This window comes from Kitasatospora sp. MY 5-36 (assembly GCF_001182915.1).
Classification (GTDB): domain Bacteria; phylum Actinomycetota; class Actinomycetes; order Streptomycetales; family Streptomycetaceae; genus Kitasatospora.
The window spans coordinates 1-14,862 of record NZ_LFVW01000268.1 but is presented as its reverse complement, the minus strand read 5'-3'; the positions used below and the strand labels follow the sequence as shown (position 1 = coordinate 14,862).

Annotated in this window: 16 protein-coding genes and 1 pseudogene; 7 read left to right on the top strand and 10 right to left on the bottom strand. The window is 72.6% G+C overall.

The genetic code is table 11. The features are described from left to right. The 3 genes and pseudogenes from AE652_RS18925 to bioD form a co-directional block, all read left to right on the top strand. A pseudogene (locus tag AE652_RS18925) lies at window positions 1–199 on the top strand (biotin synthase BioB); the annotation flags it as partial. A 38-nt stretch (window positions 200–237) separates the two neighbouring features. Then, the gene (locus AE652_RS18920; RefSeq protein ID WP_049653019.1) at window positions 238–1,542 is read left to right on the top strand and encodes an adenosylmethionine--8-amino-7-oxononanoate transaminase; all 1,305 of its coding nucleotides are present in this window, start codon (window positions 238–240) and stop codon (window positions 1,540–1,542) included. Next, window positions 1,539–2,273 carry a dethiobiotin synthase gene (bioD, locus tag AE652_RS18915; protein WP_049653017.1) on the top strand — a complete coding sequence of 245 codons (735 nt, stop codon included), beginning with the start codon at window positions 1,539–1,541 and terminating at the stop codon, window positions 2,271–2,273. Before AE652_RS18920 ends, bioD begins: the two co-directional genes overlap by 4 nt. Before the next feature lie 91 nt (window positions 2,274–2,364). Here bioD and AE652_RS18910 read toward each other — a convergent pair whose 3' ends face one another. Continuing rightward, complete coding sequence (locus AE652_RS18910) at window positions 2,365–3,087, bottom strand: HAD family hydrolase (RefSeq protein WP_234348437.1); 723 nt, start codon at window positions 3,085–3,087, stop codon at window positions 2,365–2,367. 196 nt (window positions 3,088–3,283) lie between these two features. On the opposite strand from AE652_RS18910, the gene AE652_RS18905 reads away from it, so the two are divergent. Then, window positions 3,284–3,730 carry a hypothetical protein gene (locus AE652_RS18905; protein WP_049653015.1) on the top strand — a complete coding sequence of 149 codons (447 nt, stop codon included), beginning with the start codon at window positions 3,284–3,286 and terminating at the stop codon, window positions 3,728–3,730. Window positions 3,731–3,779: 49 nt separating this feature from the next. Here the strand turns inward: AE652_RS18905 and AE652_RS46435 are convergent, their stop codons facing one another. The 3 genes from AE652_RS46435 to AE652_RS18895 are packed head-to-tail and all read right to left on the bottom strand — an operon-like array spanning window position 3,780 to window position 4,509. After that, entirely contained in the window at window positions 3,780–3,920 is a 141-nt protein-coding gene (locus AE652_RS46435; RefSeq protein ID WP_159028483.1) for a hypothetical protein, read from the bottom strand. Window positions 3,921–3,952: 32 nt separating this feature from the next. Then, a complete protein-coding gene (locus AE652_RS18900; RefSeq protein WP_049653014.1) occupies window positions 3,953–4,180 on the bottom strand; it encodes a hypothetical protein in 228 nt (75 codons plus the stop codon). An 8-nt stretch (window positions 4,181–4,188) separates the two neighbouring features. Then, complete coding sequence (locus AE652_RS18895; protein ID WP_234348436.1) at window positions 4,189–4,509, bottom strand: hypothetical protein; 321 nt, start codon at window positions 4,507–4,509, stop codon at window positions 4,189–4,191. A 113-nt stretch (window positions 4,510–4,622) separates the two neighbouring features. Here AE652_RS18895 and AE652_RS18890 point away from each other — a divergent pair, with 113 nt between their 5' ends. Continuing rightward, window positions 4,623–5,663, top strand: a complete 1,041-nt coding sequence (locus tag AE652_RS18890) for a Scr1 family TA system antitoxin-like transcriptional regulator (RefSeq protein WP_049653011.1) — start codon at window positions 4,623–4,625, stop codon at window positions 5,661–5,663. 45 nt (window positions 5,664–5,708) lie between these two features. Here the strand turns inward: AE652_RS18890 and AE652_RS18885 are convergent, their stop codons facing one another. The 3 genes from AE652_RS18885 to AE652_RS18875 form a co-directional block, all read right to left on the bottom strand. Continuing rightward, the gene (locus AE652_RS18885; RefSeq protein ID WP_143204603.1) at window positions 5,709–6,107 is read right to left on the bottom strand and encodes a hypothetical protein; all 399 of its coding nucleotides are present in this window, start codon (window positions 6,105–6,107) and stop codon (window positions 5,709–5,711) included. 593 nt (window positions 6,108–6,700) lie between these two features. Further along, entirely contained in the window at window positions 6,701–7,339 is a 639-nt protein-coding gene (locus AE652_RS18880; RefSeq protein ID WP_159028482.1) for a hypothetical protein, read from the bottom strand. Between the two features lie 132 nt (window positions 7,340–7,471). Next, window positions 7,472–8,095 (bottom strand): helix-turn-helix domain-containing protein, encoded by a 624-nt coding sequence (locus AE652_RS18875; protein WP_049653005.1) that lies wholly within the window; start codon window positions 8,093–8,095, stop codon window positions 7,472–7,474. 112 nt (window positions 8,096–8,207) lie between these two features. On the opposite strand from AE652_RS18875, the gene AE652_RS18870 reads away from it, so the two are divergent. Next, window positions 8,208–9,662 carry an aminopeptidase P family protein gene (locus AE652_RS18870; protein ID WP_049653003.1) on the top strand — a complete coding sequence of 485 codons (1,455 nt, stop codon included), beginning with the start codon at window positions 8,208–8,210 and terminating at the stop codon, window positions 9,660–9,662. A gap of 94 nt (window positions 9,663–9,756) precedes the next feature. On the opposite strand, the gene AE652_RS18865 is transcribed toward AE652_RS18870, so the two are convergent. The 3 genes from AE652_RS18865 to paaK all read right to left on the bottom strand — a co-directional run bounded on the left by AE652_RS18865 (window position 9,757) and on the right by paaK (window position 13,559). Continuing rightward, window positions 9,757–11,163, bottom strand: coding sequence for a pyridoxal phosphate-dependent aminotransferase (locus tag AE652_RS18865; protein ID WP_049653001.1), 1,407 nt, complete (start codon window positions 11,161–11,163; stop codon window positions 9,757–9,759). Between the two features lie 243 nt (window positions 11,164–11,406). Further along, window positions 11,407–12,126: a methyltransferase gene (locus tag AE652_RS18860; RefSeq protein WP_107086481.1), complete on the bottom strand. Its 720-nt coding sequence runs from the start codon at window positions 12,124–12,126 to the stop codon at window positions 11,407–11,409. An 83-nt stretch (window positions 12,127–12,209) separates the two neighbouring features. Continuing rightward, window positions 12,210–13,559, bottom strand: a complete 1,350-nt coding sequence (gene paaK, locus AE652_RS18855) for a phenylacetate--CoA ligase PaaK (protein WP_049652999.1) — start codon at window positions 13,557–13,559, stop codon at window positions 12,210–12,212. A 335-nt stretch (window positions 13,560–13,894) separates the two neighbouring features. Between paaK and AE652_RS18850 the strand changes: the two genes are divergently transcribed. Beyond that, window positions 13,895–14,862: hypothetical protein (locus tag AE652_RS18850; protein ID WP_199823109.1), on the top strand; the 968-nt coding region annotated here is incomplete at its 3' end.

Here is a 14,862-nt window from a genome sequence, read left to right as displayed (position 1 = left end):
CTGCGGCAGCGCGGCCTCCGCGTGCGGCAGCGGCGGCGGCTGCGGGCCGTGCGGCGGGCACGCCCACGCCCCCTCCTCGTCGTCCGCAGAGGCCGCGGAGACCGCAGAAGCCGCGGAGGCCCCGGACGACGAGCTCCGCAGCGACCTGGTGAAGGTCCGCCGCCGCGGCGCCGGCACCGAACTCGCGCCCAACGCCTGACGCCTGACGCCTGAACCCCACGGGAGAACCGCACCACCATGCCCCAGCCGTCCACCGACACGCTGCTCGCCCTCGACCGCGCCCACGTCTGGCACCCGTACGGGCCGATGCCCGGGACCGTCACCCCGTACGTGGTCGAGTCCGCCTCCGGGGTGCGGCTGCGCCTGGCCGAACCGGTCGCGGGCGGGCGGCGCGAGCTGGTCGACGGGATGTCGTCCTGGTGGGCGGCGATCCACGGCTACCGGCACCCGGTGCTGGACGAGGCCGTGCGCGACCAGCTGGGGCGGATGAGCCACGTGATGTTCGGCGGGCTCACCCACGAGCCCGCCGTCCGGCTGGCGGCCACGCTGGTGGAGATCACCCCGGAGCCGCTGCGGCACGTCTTCCTCGCCGACTCGGGCTCGGTGGCCGTCGAGGTCGCGATGAAGATGTGCCTCCAGTACTGGCAGTCCACCGGGCGGCCGGCCAAGCGCCGGCTGCTCACCTGGCGCGGCGGCTACCACGGGGACACCTTCCACCCGATGTCGGTGTGCGACCCGGACGGCGGGATGCACCACCTGTGGGGCGGGGTGCTGCCCGGCCAGCTGTTCGCCCCCGAGCCGCCGGCCGGGTTCGACGCCCCGCTCGACCCGGCGTACGCGGCGCGGTTCGAGGAGCTGATGGCCCGGCACGCCGACGAGCTGGCCGCCGTCATCGTCGAGCCGGTGGTCCAGGGCGCCGGCGGGATGCGCTTCCACTCGCCGGCCTACCTGCGGATGCTGCGCGACCTGTGCGACCGGTACGGGGTGCTGCTCGTCTTCGACGAGATCGCCACCGGCTTCGGGCGCAGCGGCGCGCTGTTCGCCGCCGACCACGCGGGCGTCTCGCCGGACGTGATGTGCCTGGGCAAGGCGCTGACCGGCGGCTACCTGACGCTGGCCGCCACACTGTGCACGAGCGAGGTCGCCGACGGGATCAGCCGCGGCGAGGTGCCGGTGCTCGCCCACGGGCCGACGTTCATGGGCAACCCGCTGGCCTGCGCCGTCGCCAACGCCTCGCTGGAGCTGCTGCTCGGGCAGAACTGGTCGGTGGAGGTCAAGCGCATCGAGTCCGGACTGGCCGAGGGCCTCGCGGCCGCGGCCGGACTGCCGGGCGTACGGGACGTACGGGTCCAGGGGGCCATCGGCGTCGTGCAGTTGGACCACCCCGTGAACGTCCCGGCGGCGACCGAGGCGGCGGCGCGCGAAGGCGTGTGGCTGCGGCCCTTCCGGGACCTGATCTACACCATGCCCCCCTATGTGACGGAGGACGAGGACGTGGCACGCATCGCCGCCGCCGTGACCGCCGCGGCGGTGTCCGGATGAACGCGCGCATCCTGTTCGTGACGGGGACCAACACCGACGTCGGCAAGACCGTCGCCACCGCGGCCGTCGCCTCGGCGGCGCTGCGGGCCGGGCGGAAGGTCGCGGTGCTCAAGCCGGGGCAGACCGGCGTCTCGCCGGAGGAGCCCGGGGACGCGGCCGAAGTCCGACGCCTGGCAGGCGAACTGACGATCCGTGAACTGGTGCGCTACCCCGAGCCGCTGGCACCCGACACCGCCGCCCGACGGGCCGGGATGCCGTACCTCTCCCCCGCCGAGGTGGTGACCGAGGTCGCCGAACTCGCCGCCACCCACGACCTGGTACTGGTGGAGGGCGCGGGCGGACTGCTGGTCCGCTACGACGACGAGGGCCGCACGCTCGCCGACCAGGCCCGGGCGGTACTCGACGCCGGGCTCCCGGCCGAGGTGCTGCTGATCGCCTCCGCCGGTCTCGGCACGCTCAACATCGTCTCCCTGACGGCGGAGGCCCTGGCGGCCCGCGAACTCCCCCTCGCGGGCGTGCTCGTCGGCTCCTGGCCCGCCGAACCCGGCCTCGCCGAGCGCTGCAACCTCGCCGACCTCCCCCGCTCCGCCGGCGCCCCCCTCCTCGGCGCCCTCCCGGAACGGGCGGGCCACGCCGAGGACTTCGCCGCCCTCGCCGTCACCGCACTCGCCCCCGCACTCGGCGGCACCTGGAACGCGGAGCAGTTCGCGCACGCCCACCGGCCCGACTAGGCCGGGCCTCGTCGAGGGCGCGAAGCCGATCCCGGAACCTCCCGCGGTACGGCTGTCGGTCCAGTGCCGCTCCAGTGCGCCACCTGCCCGATCACAAACCCGTCAGTTCCGTCAACGAGGCGATCACCCGGATACCTGCGCCCACGGCACCGGGCCCTCGGGAAACCGAGCGGTCCAGCCAGATGGCCCGCAACCCTGCGTCCCGCGCTCCGACCGCGTCCTTCTCGTAGTCGTCACCCACGTAGGCCACCTCGGCGGGCGCCAATCCCAGGGCCTGGCAGCCCGCCAGGAAGATGCTCGCCGCCGGCTTGGCGGCACCGTGCTCCTGGGAGCAGACCAACGGCTCCGTGAAGTAGCCGAGCAGCCCGATCGCTTCCAGCTTCGCGCGCTGGTGCGCGGTCACCGAGTTCGATACGACGCCGAGTCGGAATCGACCCGCCAACGCGCCCAGCGTCGGTTGAGCATCGTCGAACGCCCGCCGGACCGCGTCCCTCCGTACCGCGTAGCTCGCGAACCACGCCGTAGCCGCCTCGTCCGTCACCTCAAGTGCGCCGACCACCCCGGCCTGGGCGAGGAATCGCCGTATTCGTGCGGCCTTCTGGGCGGCGAACGTCAACTCGCCGCTCAGGAAGCGCGGGTACTCCTCCTCCCTGACTTCCCGCCACACACGCAGCGCCTCCGCCGGCGACTCGAACCGGTCGGAGAGCTCTTCGGCCACCAGGTGTTCGTGAAGACCGAACTCCTCGGCCTTCTCGTAGTCGTACAGGGTTCCATCGACATCGAACAGCACTCCACGGATCGTCATGTCGATCATTCTGGCGGAACGGCCGTGCCTCGCCGAGGACTTCGCCGCTCTCGCGTACGCCTCGCCGGCCCCGGGTTGGGCGGCGGCTGGGATGCGGAGCACTTCGAGGGCGCGTACCGGCCCGAATGGGGCCCGCTTCGCTCGAAGGGGTGATCCCGGCTTCCGCCACTGTCGGAAGCCGGGATGGCTCAATACCGTTCCTTCCATGACAGACGGGCTCACCGCAGACGAGGCCCTGCGGGCCTTGGCCGCCCTGGAGGCGGCGTTCAAGGACGACGACGAGGCACTGACCGCCCTGGCGGCGAGCGGGCCCGGTGAACGGCCGCTCCCGGCGCTGGTCGCCGCGTACGGCGAGCACGCCATGGACACCCTGATGGCGCTCGCGTTCGGGCTGCGCGCCACCATGAGCGACGAGGAGATCGCGGAGATCTCCGACGCCGTCAGTTCCAACATCGGTGCCCGGATGAGCGCCCTGCTCACCCAGACCCTCAAGGCCTGGGGCACCCTGGCGCCGGCGGAGGACCTCCCCGTCATCAAGATCATCGCCCACACGGTGATCGACGCGATGCGGGCCGTCACCGAGGACCCGAGCAAGACCGAAGTCCTGCCCCTGCTCGCCACGTTCCGCAGCTACGCCCTCAACGGCACCTGAGGGACAGGGAATTCGGCGCGGGCTTCGAGACGACTCGAAGCCCGCGCTGCTATGCACGTACTCTCATCCAGCCCGCCACGAGCATGAACGCGCCCGTCGAGGCGGCGAGGAAGACGAGGACGAACACCAGGGCGCTCGCCACCGGAGGCACGCGCTCGGGAATCAGCAGGAGGACCGATGCCGCGAACACGAGGCTTCCGGCGGTGATGACGCCGGCTCCGGCTACGGCCGCATACCTCTGCGGAGAACGACGACCAGCCGCTCGATGACGTCCGGCCGGGCGGCCCCGAGGTCGATCAGGATGACGCCGGTGGCCTTGGCCGAGCGCCAGTCGATGCCGAGGGACGGGAGTTTCACGTCGGCGGCGTTCAGGACGGCCTGGAGGTCGTCGAGGACGTCGGCCGCGGCGCGACGGTCCTCCGCCGTGATCTTGTCGATCATGCTGCTCATGGGGCATCTCACTGTTCGGTGTCGGTGAGCCAGCGCGCTTCGGTGTCCCACTCGATGCCGCCGCCGAGCGGCCGGAGGTAGGCGCGGCCGTGCTGCCACCCCATGAAGGCGGCCCAGCGGCCCGAGCGGACGTCGAAGACCCGCTCGCCGACGGTCGAGGGCCGGTAGGGGGTGGTCGGCGGCGCCACCCGTCGCACGGGCGGCGCCGCCGGGGTCATGGCGGAGGCGTTCATCCGCGCCTCGGGGATGGCGTCGCCGCACTGCGCGCATCGGCACGGCGGGAAGTTCCGCCGCAGGACGAGGCTTTCGCCGCATTGACTGTTCGTCATATCCACCGATTAGTTCCTCTCTGTTGCTATCCCCTCACCAAGAGTGGCCAATCACGGCTAGCATCGGAAGAGCTTCACTTTGACAGCGAGCACTGTGGAATCGGGTAATCACCATGCCCCATCGGGAAGTAGACCCCACCTCGTCGCCGGACGCGGCCATCGGCGTTCAGCTCCGGCGCTTCCGCAAGGCCAGGGGGCTCACGCAGGTCCAGCTCGGGCGGCGGACCAACTACAGCGATTCACTCATCTCCATGATCGAGAACGGCGACCGCCCCGCGCCGCTGCCCCTCGTTCGGCGGTGCGACAAGGAACTCGACCCCTGCCAGGCGCTTGAACTCCTGTACTGGACGGCCAAGAGCAGCGCCTTGATCGGCGGGTTCCTCGCCTACATCGAGCACGAGCGCAAGGCCACCGCCCTCAAGATCTACGAGATGAACGTCATCCCCGGGTTGCTCCAGACGCGGGCCTACGCCTCCGCGCTCATCTACGCCGCGGCCCGGCGGGGCGACATCCCCGAGGAGAAGGCCATCGAGCGCCTGAATGTCCGGATGGCGCGGCAGGCCCTGCTGTACCGGGACCCCGCCCCCTCCGTCCACATCATCATGGAGGAGAGCTGCCTGCGGCCCGTCGGCGGCCCCTTCGTCATGGCCGAGCAGCTCCGTCGATTGGAGAGCGTCGCCGGCCTTCCCCACGTCATGCTGCAGATCGCGCCGTCCAGCCTGGGCGAGAACCTCCCCTCGAGCAAGCCGTTCACGCTCCTGACCTCCCCGGACGGGGACTGGATGGCCTACCTCGAAACCATCCAACGGGGCTACGTCGAGCGGGACGACGAGGACAAGATCCGTTCCCTGTCAAGGGTTTACGATTGGCTCCAGGCCCAAGCCCTCTCATGTGCGGACTCGCTGGCGCTCATCCGCACCCGCCTCAAGGAGATCCAAGCCATGTTCCCCATCGCGACGGTCAAGCCCGCCTCCTGGTTGAAGTCCTCGTACAGCGACGGCGGCGGCCAGTGCATCGAGGTCGCCCCCGGCCTCCCGGGCGTCCTCCCCGTCCGCGACAGCAAGGACCCCGACGGCCCGCAGCTCGCCTTCGGTACGGACGCCTGGCAGTCCTTCATCGCGGGCGTCAAGTCCGGCGAGTTCGGGAGCGTCTGACTCCCTCGCCGCCCTGCCGCTTCGGCAGGGCGGCGGCACCACTGCTCAGCGGGCCCCGGCGACGAGGAAGCGGCCGGAGCGCCAGTGCAACCGGGCCGGGCCGCCGGTGGGCCAGTCGTGGTTCAGGTGGCGGCGGTCGCGGCCGAGGGCGCCGAGGGCGTGGGGGCGCAGGGTGCCGCTCCTCAGGCCGGTGGCCTCCTCTGCCGTCACCGGCATGATCGTCACGTACTGGGCGTCGTCCCCGCCCATCCAGTCGACGACCTCGGTGAAGATCCACACGAACCGCTGCGAACACCCCAGGCAGCGCCGCAGGTTGACGGCGAAGCGCGAGCCGTCCACCACTTCCGCCTCGTGCTCGAAGCCCTCCCGCTGCCGCCCCCACACCGCCCGTTCGTCCTCGCCGTAGCACTTCGCGCAACCGAACTCCGCCATCGGCCTACCCATCGGTCGACTCCCTGTTCCGCGACGTCCCGTGTCGCGGCCCATGATGCCCGCAGGGCCCCACCGACCGGCCGCACCGTCACCCGACCGGGGAACAATTCACGGGCCGTTCCCGCGCAGTTCGCGCCCCAGGGCGGACATCCGCACGGCGGGTTGACGCACCCGGGGCCCGGCTCGGCCCGGTTCGGGCCGGCTCGCCCCGGCTCGGGCTTCGGGCCGCACACCTCGGAGTGCACGCCGACCGCCCTCGCGCCCGAACGGGCCTTCACGGCGAAGGGTGGCACGGACATGTCCCAGATTTCTGGGATTCTCCTCGCCCACCGACCTCGCGCAGAATCGGCGTCAGGCACCCCGGTGAGCACGGGAGCCCGCCAAGCCACCCGTCGGAGAGGGGAGTTGATCAGCGATGTCACGCTCCTTCAAGCGCACCGATGACAAGGCCCGGCGGACCCGCTCCCGGTCGCGGACGCTCGGCTGACAAGCGGCTCTGACCCCGCACCCCACCCCGCCCGGCGCGCCGCCTCCTCGGCGGCCGCCGGGGGGATCAGGGTCAGGGCAGGGGGCGCGCCGACCGGAGCCTCGGCCGGCCGCCCCCGTCAGTCGGTCTCCAGCAGGAGGGCCGGGAGCTCGGCCTCCCGCACCAGGTCGCGCGGCAGGGTGAGGCCGAAGTGGCGGCCGAGCACCTCCAGGCAGGTGCGGTGGAGGTCGTCGCCCGCGCGGTCGTGGTCGGGCAGGCCGACGGCGGCCAGCTCGGCCGTCAGGGCGGCGGCGGTGGCCGGCTCGCCCTGGACGTCGCCGGGGCCCCAGGAGGGGTCCAGGTGGAGGTTGAGGGAGCAGATCTCCCGCCCGTCCCGGTGGGCGCTGAAGAACGGCGGCACCGGCTTGCCGTTCTCCTCCTCGAACTCCAGGTGGTAGACCTCGGCGCCGCCGCGCGAGACCTCCGGCCGGACGCTCAGCTCCCCCTGCCAGTAGCCGTACGCCACCGCGAAGGCGAGGTCGCCGCTGCGCCCGTGGTGCAGCGCGATGTCCTCGATGCCGCCGGCGAACTCCAGCTCGTACTCCTCCACCAGGTCCTCGGCGGTGAGCTCGTCGAGCGGCCGCGCCGTGCGCTCCGGGAGCCCTTCGGCGAGCCGGGCCGCCAACTCCTCCGGCTCCAGGCCGCGGGCGAGCACGACGCTGTAACCTCCGTAGGCGATCGATTCGGGTTCGGCGAGCCAGGTGAGTGCGTCCGTCATGATGATCATCCTGCCGCACCCGCCCGCTCGTTCGGTATTCCGAACGATCTGACCGTCCATCGAACCGCCCGCCGAGCCGGCCACCGAACCGCCCGCCAGGCCGTCCGATACCGGAGCCCCAGCGCCGGAGCGTCAGTGCCAGAGCCCCCACGCGGCCGGCCGGACCGGCGAGGCCTCGGCGAGGTGGCCGTGCTGCTCGGCCCGGTACTGCAGCACCAGCACCGAGCGGACCGGCTCGCCGTCCAGCGCGGTGTAGGCGTGCGGGAGCGCGGCGTCGAAGCCGATGTAGTCGCCCGGTCCCAACTCGATCTCGCGGCCGTCCACCCGCACCCCCAGCCGGCCGGCCTGGACGACGGTGTGCTCGGTGCCGGTGTGGCCGCCGGACTCCTGCGCGGCGCCGGTGCGCACCAGCTGGTCGTAGAGCTCGAACACGGTGTCCCCGGACTCGATCCGGCGCAGCGGCCGCAGGTCGACGCCCCGCCCGCTGAGCACCTCGGTCTCGGCCGCCCGCACCACCGTCACCTCGCCGGCCGGCCGGGCCTCGACCAGGTCGGAGATCGGCACGCCGAGCACCCGGGACAGCCCGAGCACCGTCTCCAGGGTGGGGTTGCCGGCCCCGGACTCCAGCTGGGAGAGCGTCGCCTTGCCGACCCCGGCCCGCCGGGACAGCTCGGACAGCGACAGTCCGCGCTGGGCCCGCACCCGCTTCAGGTTGGCGGCGAGGACGCCCCGGACGGATTCCTCGGCGTCGTTCACGCTGGGCCTCTTCTCTTGCGGCAGTGTTCGATATACCGTACGGGACGCACACCGACGGACGGGGCAGCGTAGCGAAACACCCCGCTGCCCTCACCCTCACCAGGAGACCGCAGTGACCGAGCCCGCCGAGACCACCGAGCCCGCCGAGACCATCAAGTACCGGAAGAACGGCCTGACCCGCGGGGTCACGGACGAGCTCGCGGAGAGCATGAAGCAGGGCTGGGCCGACACCGAGCGCACCGCCCTGGAGCCCGTCCCGCAGGCCGCGCACACCGCCCGCCGCCGCGCCGCGCTGTCCGCCGCCTTTCCCGGCGAGCTGCTGGTCGTCCCGGCCGGCAACCCCAAGGTGCGGGCCAACGACACCGACTACCCGTTCCGCCCCTCCTCCGACTACGCCTACCTGACCGGCGACCAGTCCGAGGACGGCGTCCTGGTGCTCGCCCCGACCGGGGACAGCGGCCACGAGGCCGTGCTCTACCTGCGCGACCGCTCCCGCACCGACAACGGCGAGTTCTGGCTGGACGGCCACGGCGAGCTGTGGGACGGCCGCCGCAACAGCCTGACCGAGAGCGAGCGGCTGTTCGGCCTGCCCTGCCGGGACGTGCGCAACGCCCGCACGGACCTGCGCGCCGCCACCGGCCCGGCCCGCGTGCTGCGCCGCCACGACGCGGGCGTCGAGGAGGCCCTCGCGGACCGGATCACCGCCGAGCGGGACGAGGAGTTCGAGGTCTTCCTGTCCGGGCTGCGCCTGGTCAAGGACGCGTTCGAGATCGAGGAGCTGCGCTTCGCCTGCGCCGCCACCGCCCGCGGCTTCGAGGACGTGGTCCGCGTCCTCGGCACCGACTCGGAGACCGCCGAGCGGCTGATCGAGGGCACCTTCTTCGTCCGCGCCCGGGTCGAGGGCAACAGCGTGGGCTACAGCACCATCGCCGCGGCCGGCCCGCACGCCACCACCCTGCACTGGGTGCGCAACAACGGCCACGCCCGCCCCGGCGACCTCCTGCTGCTCGACGCCGGCGTGGAGACCAACCACCTCTACACCGCCGACGTCACCCGCACCCTCCCGGTCAGCGGCCGCTTCACCGAGCTCCAGCGCAAGGTCTACGACGCCGTGTACGCGGCCCAGGAGGCCGGCATCGCGGCCGTCCGGCCGGGCGGGCGGTTCCGCGACTTCCACCACGCCGCCCAGCGCGAGCTCGCCGAACACCTCACCGCCTGGGGCCTGTTCGGCGACCTGAGCGCCGACAAGGTGTACGAGCTGGGCCTGCACCGCCGCTTCACCCTGGCGGGCACCGGCCACATGCTGGGCATCGACGTCCACGACTGCGCCCACTCCCGCACCGAGGAGCACGTCGACGGCCCGCTGGAGCCGGGCATGGTGCTCACCGTCGAGCCGGGCATCTACTTCCAGGAGAACGACCTGACGGTGCCGGAGGAGTACCGGGGCATCGGGGTGCGGATCGAGGACGACATCCTGGTCACCGAGGACGGCAAGGAGACCCTCTCCGCCGACCTCCCGCGCCGCTCCGACGAGGTCGAGGCCTGGCTGGCCCGGCTGCGCGGCTGAGCAGCGGAAGAGCGGCACCGGGGCGCACCCGGTGCCGCTCGCCGTACGGCCGCTTGAGTCGCTTGAGCGGCTTGAGCCGCTTGAGCCGCTCCGGCTACTTCAGCTGCTGCAGCGCCACGCCCACCCGCCGCACGGCGGCCTCGACGTCGTCGGGCATCCGGCTGGTGAAACAGAGCCGGAAGAAGCCCGGCTCCGCGTTGTGCATGGTCCCGCCGGGCAGCAGGGAGACCTCGGTGGGCTTGGCGGCGAGGTAGCGGAACAGCCACTCCTCGTTCGGGTCGAGCCCGTCCGGCCCGATGGCCGGCAGCCCGTTCACGTGCTCGCCGGGCGCGCGCTTGCCGAGGTACCTGGTGAGGTCGAGCCAGAAGAACATCGCGGCGTTGTCGCCGTCCTGGTGGACGTACTCGATCCCGGCGGCGTCCAGGGCGTCCTTGGTCCTGCGGAAGCTCGCGCTCAGCAGCGTGCGGTACTCGCGCATCGCGTACACCGGGTAGGGCTCCCCGTCGACGGTGGCCTTGAACAGCTCCCCGATGACGTAGGTCTTCAGCGAGTCGAACGGGGTGAACCAGGGCAGCGCGCGGGTCTGTTCGGCCGGGTCGTCACTGCCGAGCATGGCGCGGTGCACGGCCTCGTTCTTGGAGACGACGAACCCCGTGCGGAAGCCGGACAGCCCGAAGTCCTTGGCGAAGCCCCAGACCACGTGGACCCGGTCGGCGTGCTCCTGGTACGCGTCCAGGGCCACCGCGCTGGTGAACGGCGTCGTCCCGGTGTCGAGTTGGGAGTGGCAGTAGATCTCGTCGGAGATGATGTGGAGGTCGGTGTGCGCGAGCGCCCAGCCGTAGATCTCGTCGAGGAGTTCCTTCGGGTAGTTGACGCCCAGTGGGTTGTGCGGATTGGTGAGGACGAGCAGCCGCGGGTTGTGCCCGGCCTCCTTCCGCGCCTCGTAGGCGTTCACGATCAGGTTCAGGGTGAGCCGGTAGCGGTCCTCCCCGTGGGTGGGCAGGTGCACCGGGACGCACTTCAGCTTGGGCCGTTCCTGGAACGACCAGTTGAAGCCCTGCCAGTACGGCGCCGGGATCAGCACCTCGTCCCCGGGCTTGAGCGGCACGCCGCCCGTCCCCTGCCGCCGCATGAGCCCGTAGGCGATGCACTCCAGCGCGGAGGAGACCCCGGCGCAGCCGAAGACGTCCTCCATCACGACCGTGCGGCCGAACGCCCGGGTGAGCAGGTCCGCCGCCTGCTGACGCAGCCACGGGATGCCGACCGGGGCCATGTACTTGATGTTCAGCTCGGGGATCAGCCGGATCTTCTCGAAGACGTCCCGCTGCATCGAGTCGTGGTAGAGCAGGACGTTCTCCGCGACGGACAGGTCGACGGCGGTGTCCGGCGCCAGGTGCTGGTGGTAGAAGGCGAGGGCCTGCTCGAAGTCGGGCAGGCCGGCGTGCAGGTCGGCGATCGCCTGGGGCGAGGCGATCCTGAGTCCGTTCTCGGTGATGGTCATGGTGGGTCCCCTGTCGGGTGGGCGGGTCCGGCAGCGCGCCAGCAAGGGTGCCGGAAGGGTGCCGAACGACGCCGGACACGGCCGGACGATGCCGTTCGCGCACGCATCGGCCCCAGCCGACCACGCCCCGGACCCGGCCGCCAGCGCTCGCCCGCCGTCCGGACGGCGGGCGCGCCCCGGCCCGCCGTCCGGACCGGGAACCCGCTTCAGCCCGTCGCCTGTGATGCCGGTGCCCTCGGGCGGTCAGCCCAGCCGCCACACCGTCGTGGTCTTGACCGCGGTGTCCTCCAGGTCCGCGACCACCGGCACCTGGTACGCCGCCACCGCGGTGAACCGGTCCCGGGGCAGGTAGGCCCGGCCCGGGTCGCCGACGACGACGGTCGCGCCGCGCGCCACGGCCCGCTCCAGGAATGGCAGGAAGCGGGCGGCCATGGCCCGTTCGTAGAAGACGTCGCCCGCGAGCACCACCTCGGCGGGCCCGCCGTCGCCGTCCACCAGGTCCACCAGGGCGCCGTCCACCCGGACCCCGTTGGCCTCGGCGTTCAGCCCGATCGCGGCCACCGCGTAGGCGTCGATCTCGGCGGCGCGCACCTCCGTCGCCCCGCGCAGCGCGGCGGCCACCCCGACCAGCCCGGAGCCGGCCGCGACGTCCAACACCGTACGGCCGTCGACCAGTTCGGGGTGGTCCAGCACGTAGCGGGCGACCGCCACCCCGCCCGCCCAGGCGAAGGCCCAGAACGGCGGCGGCAGCCCGGCCCGCCCGCGCGCCCGTTCGGTGGTCTCCCACAGGGCGATGGCGTCCTCGGCCATGTGGAGGCTGATCTCGGGCACGAAGGGGACGGGCTTCAGCTCGGTCTCCCGCCGGATGAAGGCGAGGTCCTCGGCGGTCCGAGGATCGGATTGGGGATCGGGCTGAAGGGCGGGCGGGAGAGCGGATCGGAGAGTGCGCAGCTCACTCGGCATGTCCGCAGCATAGGGCCCGCGCGGGGGTGCTCCCCGCCACCCGCCCGGCGGGACGCCCCCGCCCGTGTGCCCGACCGCCGGATTCACCCCCTCTCGCTCAACCCCCGCTCGTCCACCACCCGCTTGATCTTCCCGACCGAGCGCTCCAGCGTGTACGGGTCCACCACCTCGGCCGCGACGGTGATCCCGACCCCGTCCTTCACCGCCCGGACGATCTCCGCCCGCGCCGCCTCCCGCTGCTCCGCGGGGGCCTCCGGCCGGGCCTCCACCCGGACGGTCATGGTGTCCAGCCGCCCCTGCCGGCCGAGCCGCAGCTGGAAGTGCGGCGCGACGCCCGGGGTGCGCAGCAGGATCTCCTCGATCTGGGTCGGGAAGACGTTCACCCCGCGCAGGATGATCATGTCGTCGCTGCGCCCGGTGACCTTCTCCATCCGCCGGAACGCCGGCCGCGCGGTGCCGGGCAGCAGCCGGCTGAGGTCGCGGGTGCGGTAGCGGATGATCGGCAGCGCCTCCTTGGTGAGCGAGGTGAAGACCAGTTCGCCGCCCTCCCCCTCGGGCAGCACCTCGTCGGTGAACGGGTCGACGACCTCCGGGTAGAAGTGGTCCTCCCAGATGTGCAGCCCGTCCTTGGTCTCCACGCACTCCTGGGCGATGCCCGGGCCGACCACCTCGGAGAGGCCGTAGATGTCGACGGCGTGCAGGTCGAGCCGCTCCTCGATCTCGCGCCGCATCTCCTCCGTCCACGGCTCGGCCCCGAAGATGCCGATCCGCAGCGAGGTGCTCCGCGGGTCGACGCCCTGCCGCTCGAACTCGTCGAGCAGGGTCAGCAGGTAGGACGGGGTGATCATGATGATCTCGGGCTCGAAGTCCAGGATCAGCCGCACCTGGCGGGCCGTCATGCCGCCGGAGGCCGGGATGACGGTGCAGCCGGCCCGCTCGGCGCCGTAGTGCGCGCCCAGGCCGCCGGTGAACAGGCCGTAGCCGTACGCGATGTGCGCCTTGTGGCCGGGCCGGCCGCCGGCCGCGCGGATCGAGCGGGCGACCACGTCGGCCCACATGGAGAGGTCGTCGTCGGTGTAGCCGACCACGGTCGGCAGTCCGGTGGTGCCGCTGGAGGCGTGGATCCGGCGGACCCGCTCCATCGGGACGGCGAACATGCCGAAGGGGTAGCCCTCGCGCAGGTCGGCCTTGGTGGTGAAGGGAAAGCGGGCGAGGTCGTCCAGAGTGCGGCACTCCTCGGGGCGGACGCCGGCCGCGTCGAACTTGCGGCGGTAGAGCTCGACGTTGTCGTACGCGTGCCGCAGGGTGGCCCGCAGCCGGGTGAGCTGGTGGGCGCGCAGCTCGTCCGGACCCATCCGCTCGCCGGCGTCCAGGAGCTCGGGCGGTAGCGGCTCCCCGAGGTGTCGGCGCGGGACGGGTGCGGTGCCGGTCATCGTCGCTCCTTCGCTGCTCTGCCAATTTCGCTGCTTTGCCGATCTCGCTGCTCTGCCGAGGTTCGTCCGCATCGAGGACGCCCGGACCGAGATCACCAACCGATCGTTCGGTCAGTCCCCTGCGCTCCATTGATCCAGTACCCGAACCACCTGTCAAGGGATCGCGCGGACCTTCCGGAATGTGAAGTTCCGACCGCTTCGCGGCGACTTCGTGTCGAGAGCTTGGCTAGCCGATATGAAAATCATTACAGAAGTTTGACTTGCTTCCGCCCTTCACTGCCCCGCCCCCATGGTTCAGTAGTGCGGTTTCTGTCCCGCACCCCGGAGTGATCACCGTGCCCACGACTCCCGCCCTGGTCAGCGCGCTGCGCGAACTCGGCGACCGACCCGCCGTCGTCGCCGACGGGCGCGCGATCAGCGGCATCGGCCTGCTGCTCGGCGTCTCCCCGCCCGGCGGACTCCCCCAGGCCCTCGCCCGCCGCATAGCCGAGCACGCCGCCCTGCCGCCCTCCGCCGCCCGGGCCGCCGAACAGCGGCTGCGCTACTGGGCCGGCGTCCTCGGCGCACCCCCGATCCGGCACACCGTGCTGCACCCCGTCACCGACCTCGCCGTCGACCTCGCCCTCGCCACCCTGCTCGCCGGCGGCACCGTCCACTGCGGCGACCCCGACCAGCGGCCCGAACAGCAGCTCGAAGCCGTCGCCACCGCCCGGGCCACCCACCTCAGCCTGCCCTCCGCCCTGCTCTGGCGGCTCAGCGGACAGCCCGGCCTCGCCGCCCACGACCTCGCCGCGCTGCGCCTGGTCCTGCACGTCGGCCCCGAACCCCGGCAGGAGGACGTGTACGCCGCCGTCGACGCGCTCGGCGCCGTCCTCGCCCACGTCCGCGCCCCGGACAGCAACGCCGAGGCCGCCGACCGCCGACTGCGCGCCGACGCCGCCAACGCCTCGGCCGCCGCCTGGAAGTACGGCATCGGCGTCACCGCCGAGCAGGTCCACGACTTCGGCGCCCAGCTCGACCGGGCCGTACTCGCCGCCCTCCTGCACACCCTCCAGCAGAACGGCGTGCTCACCGACCCCGCCCGCGGCTACCCCGAGGCCGAGGTCCTCGCCGCCGCCATGGTCACCCCCGCCCAACGCCCCCGGGTCGTCCGCTGGCTGGACGCACTCGCCCGGCACGGCCTGCTCACCCGGCGGGACGGCGGAGCCCAGGGCCCGGTCTTCCACGGCCGGCCCGGGCCGGACGCCGCCGAGGTCCGGGAGGCCTGGCGCCCCGCCGCCGAGACCTGGGCCGACGGGCTCGG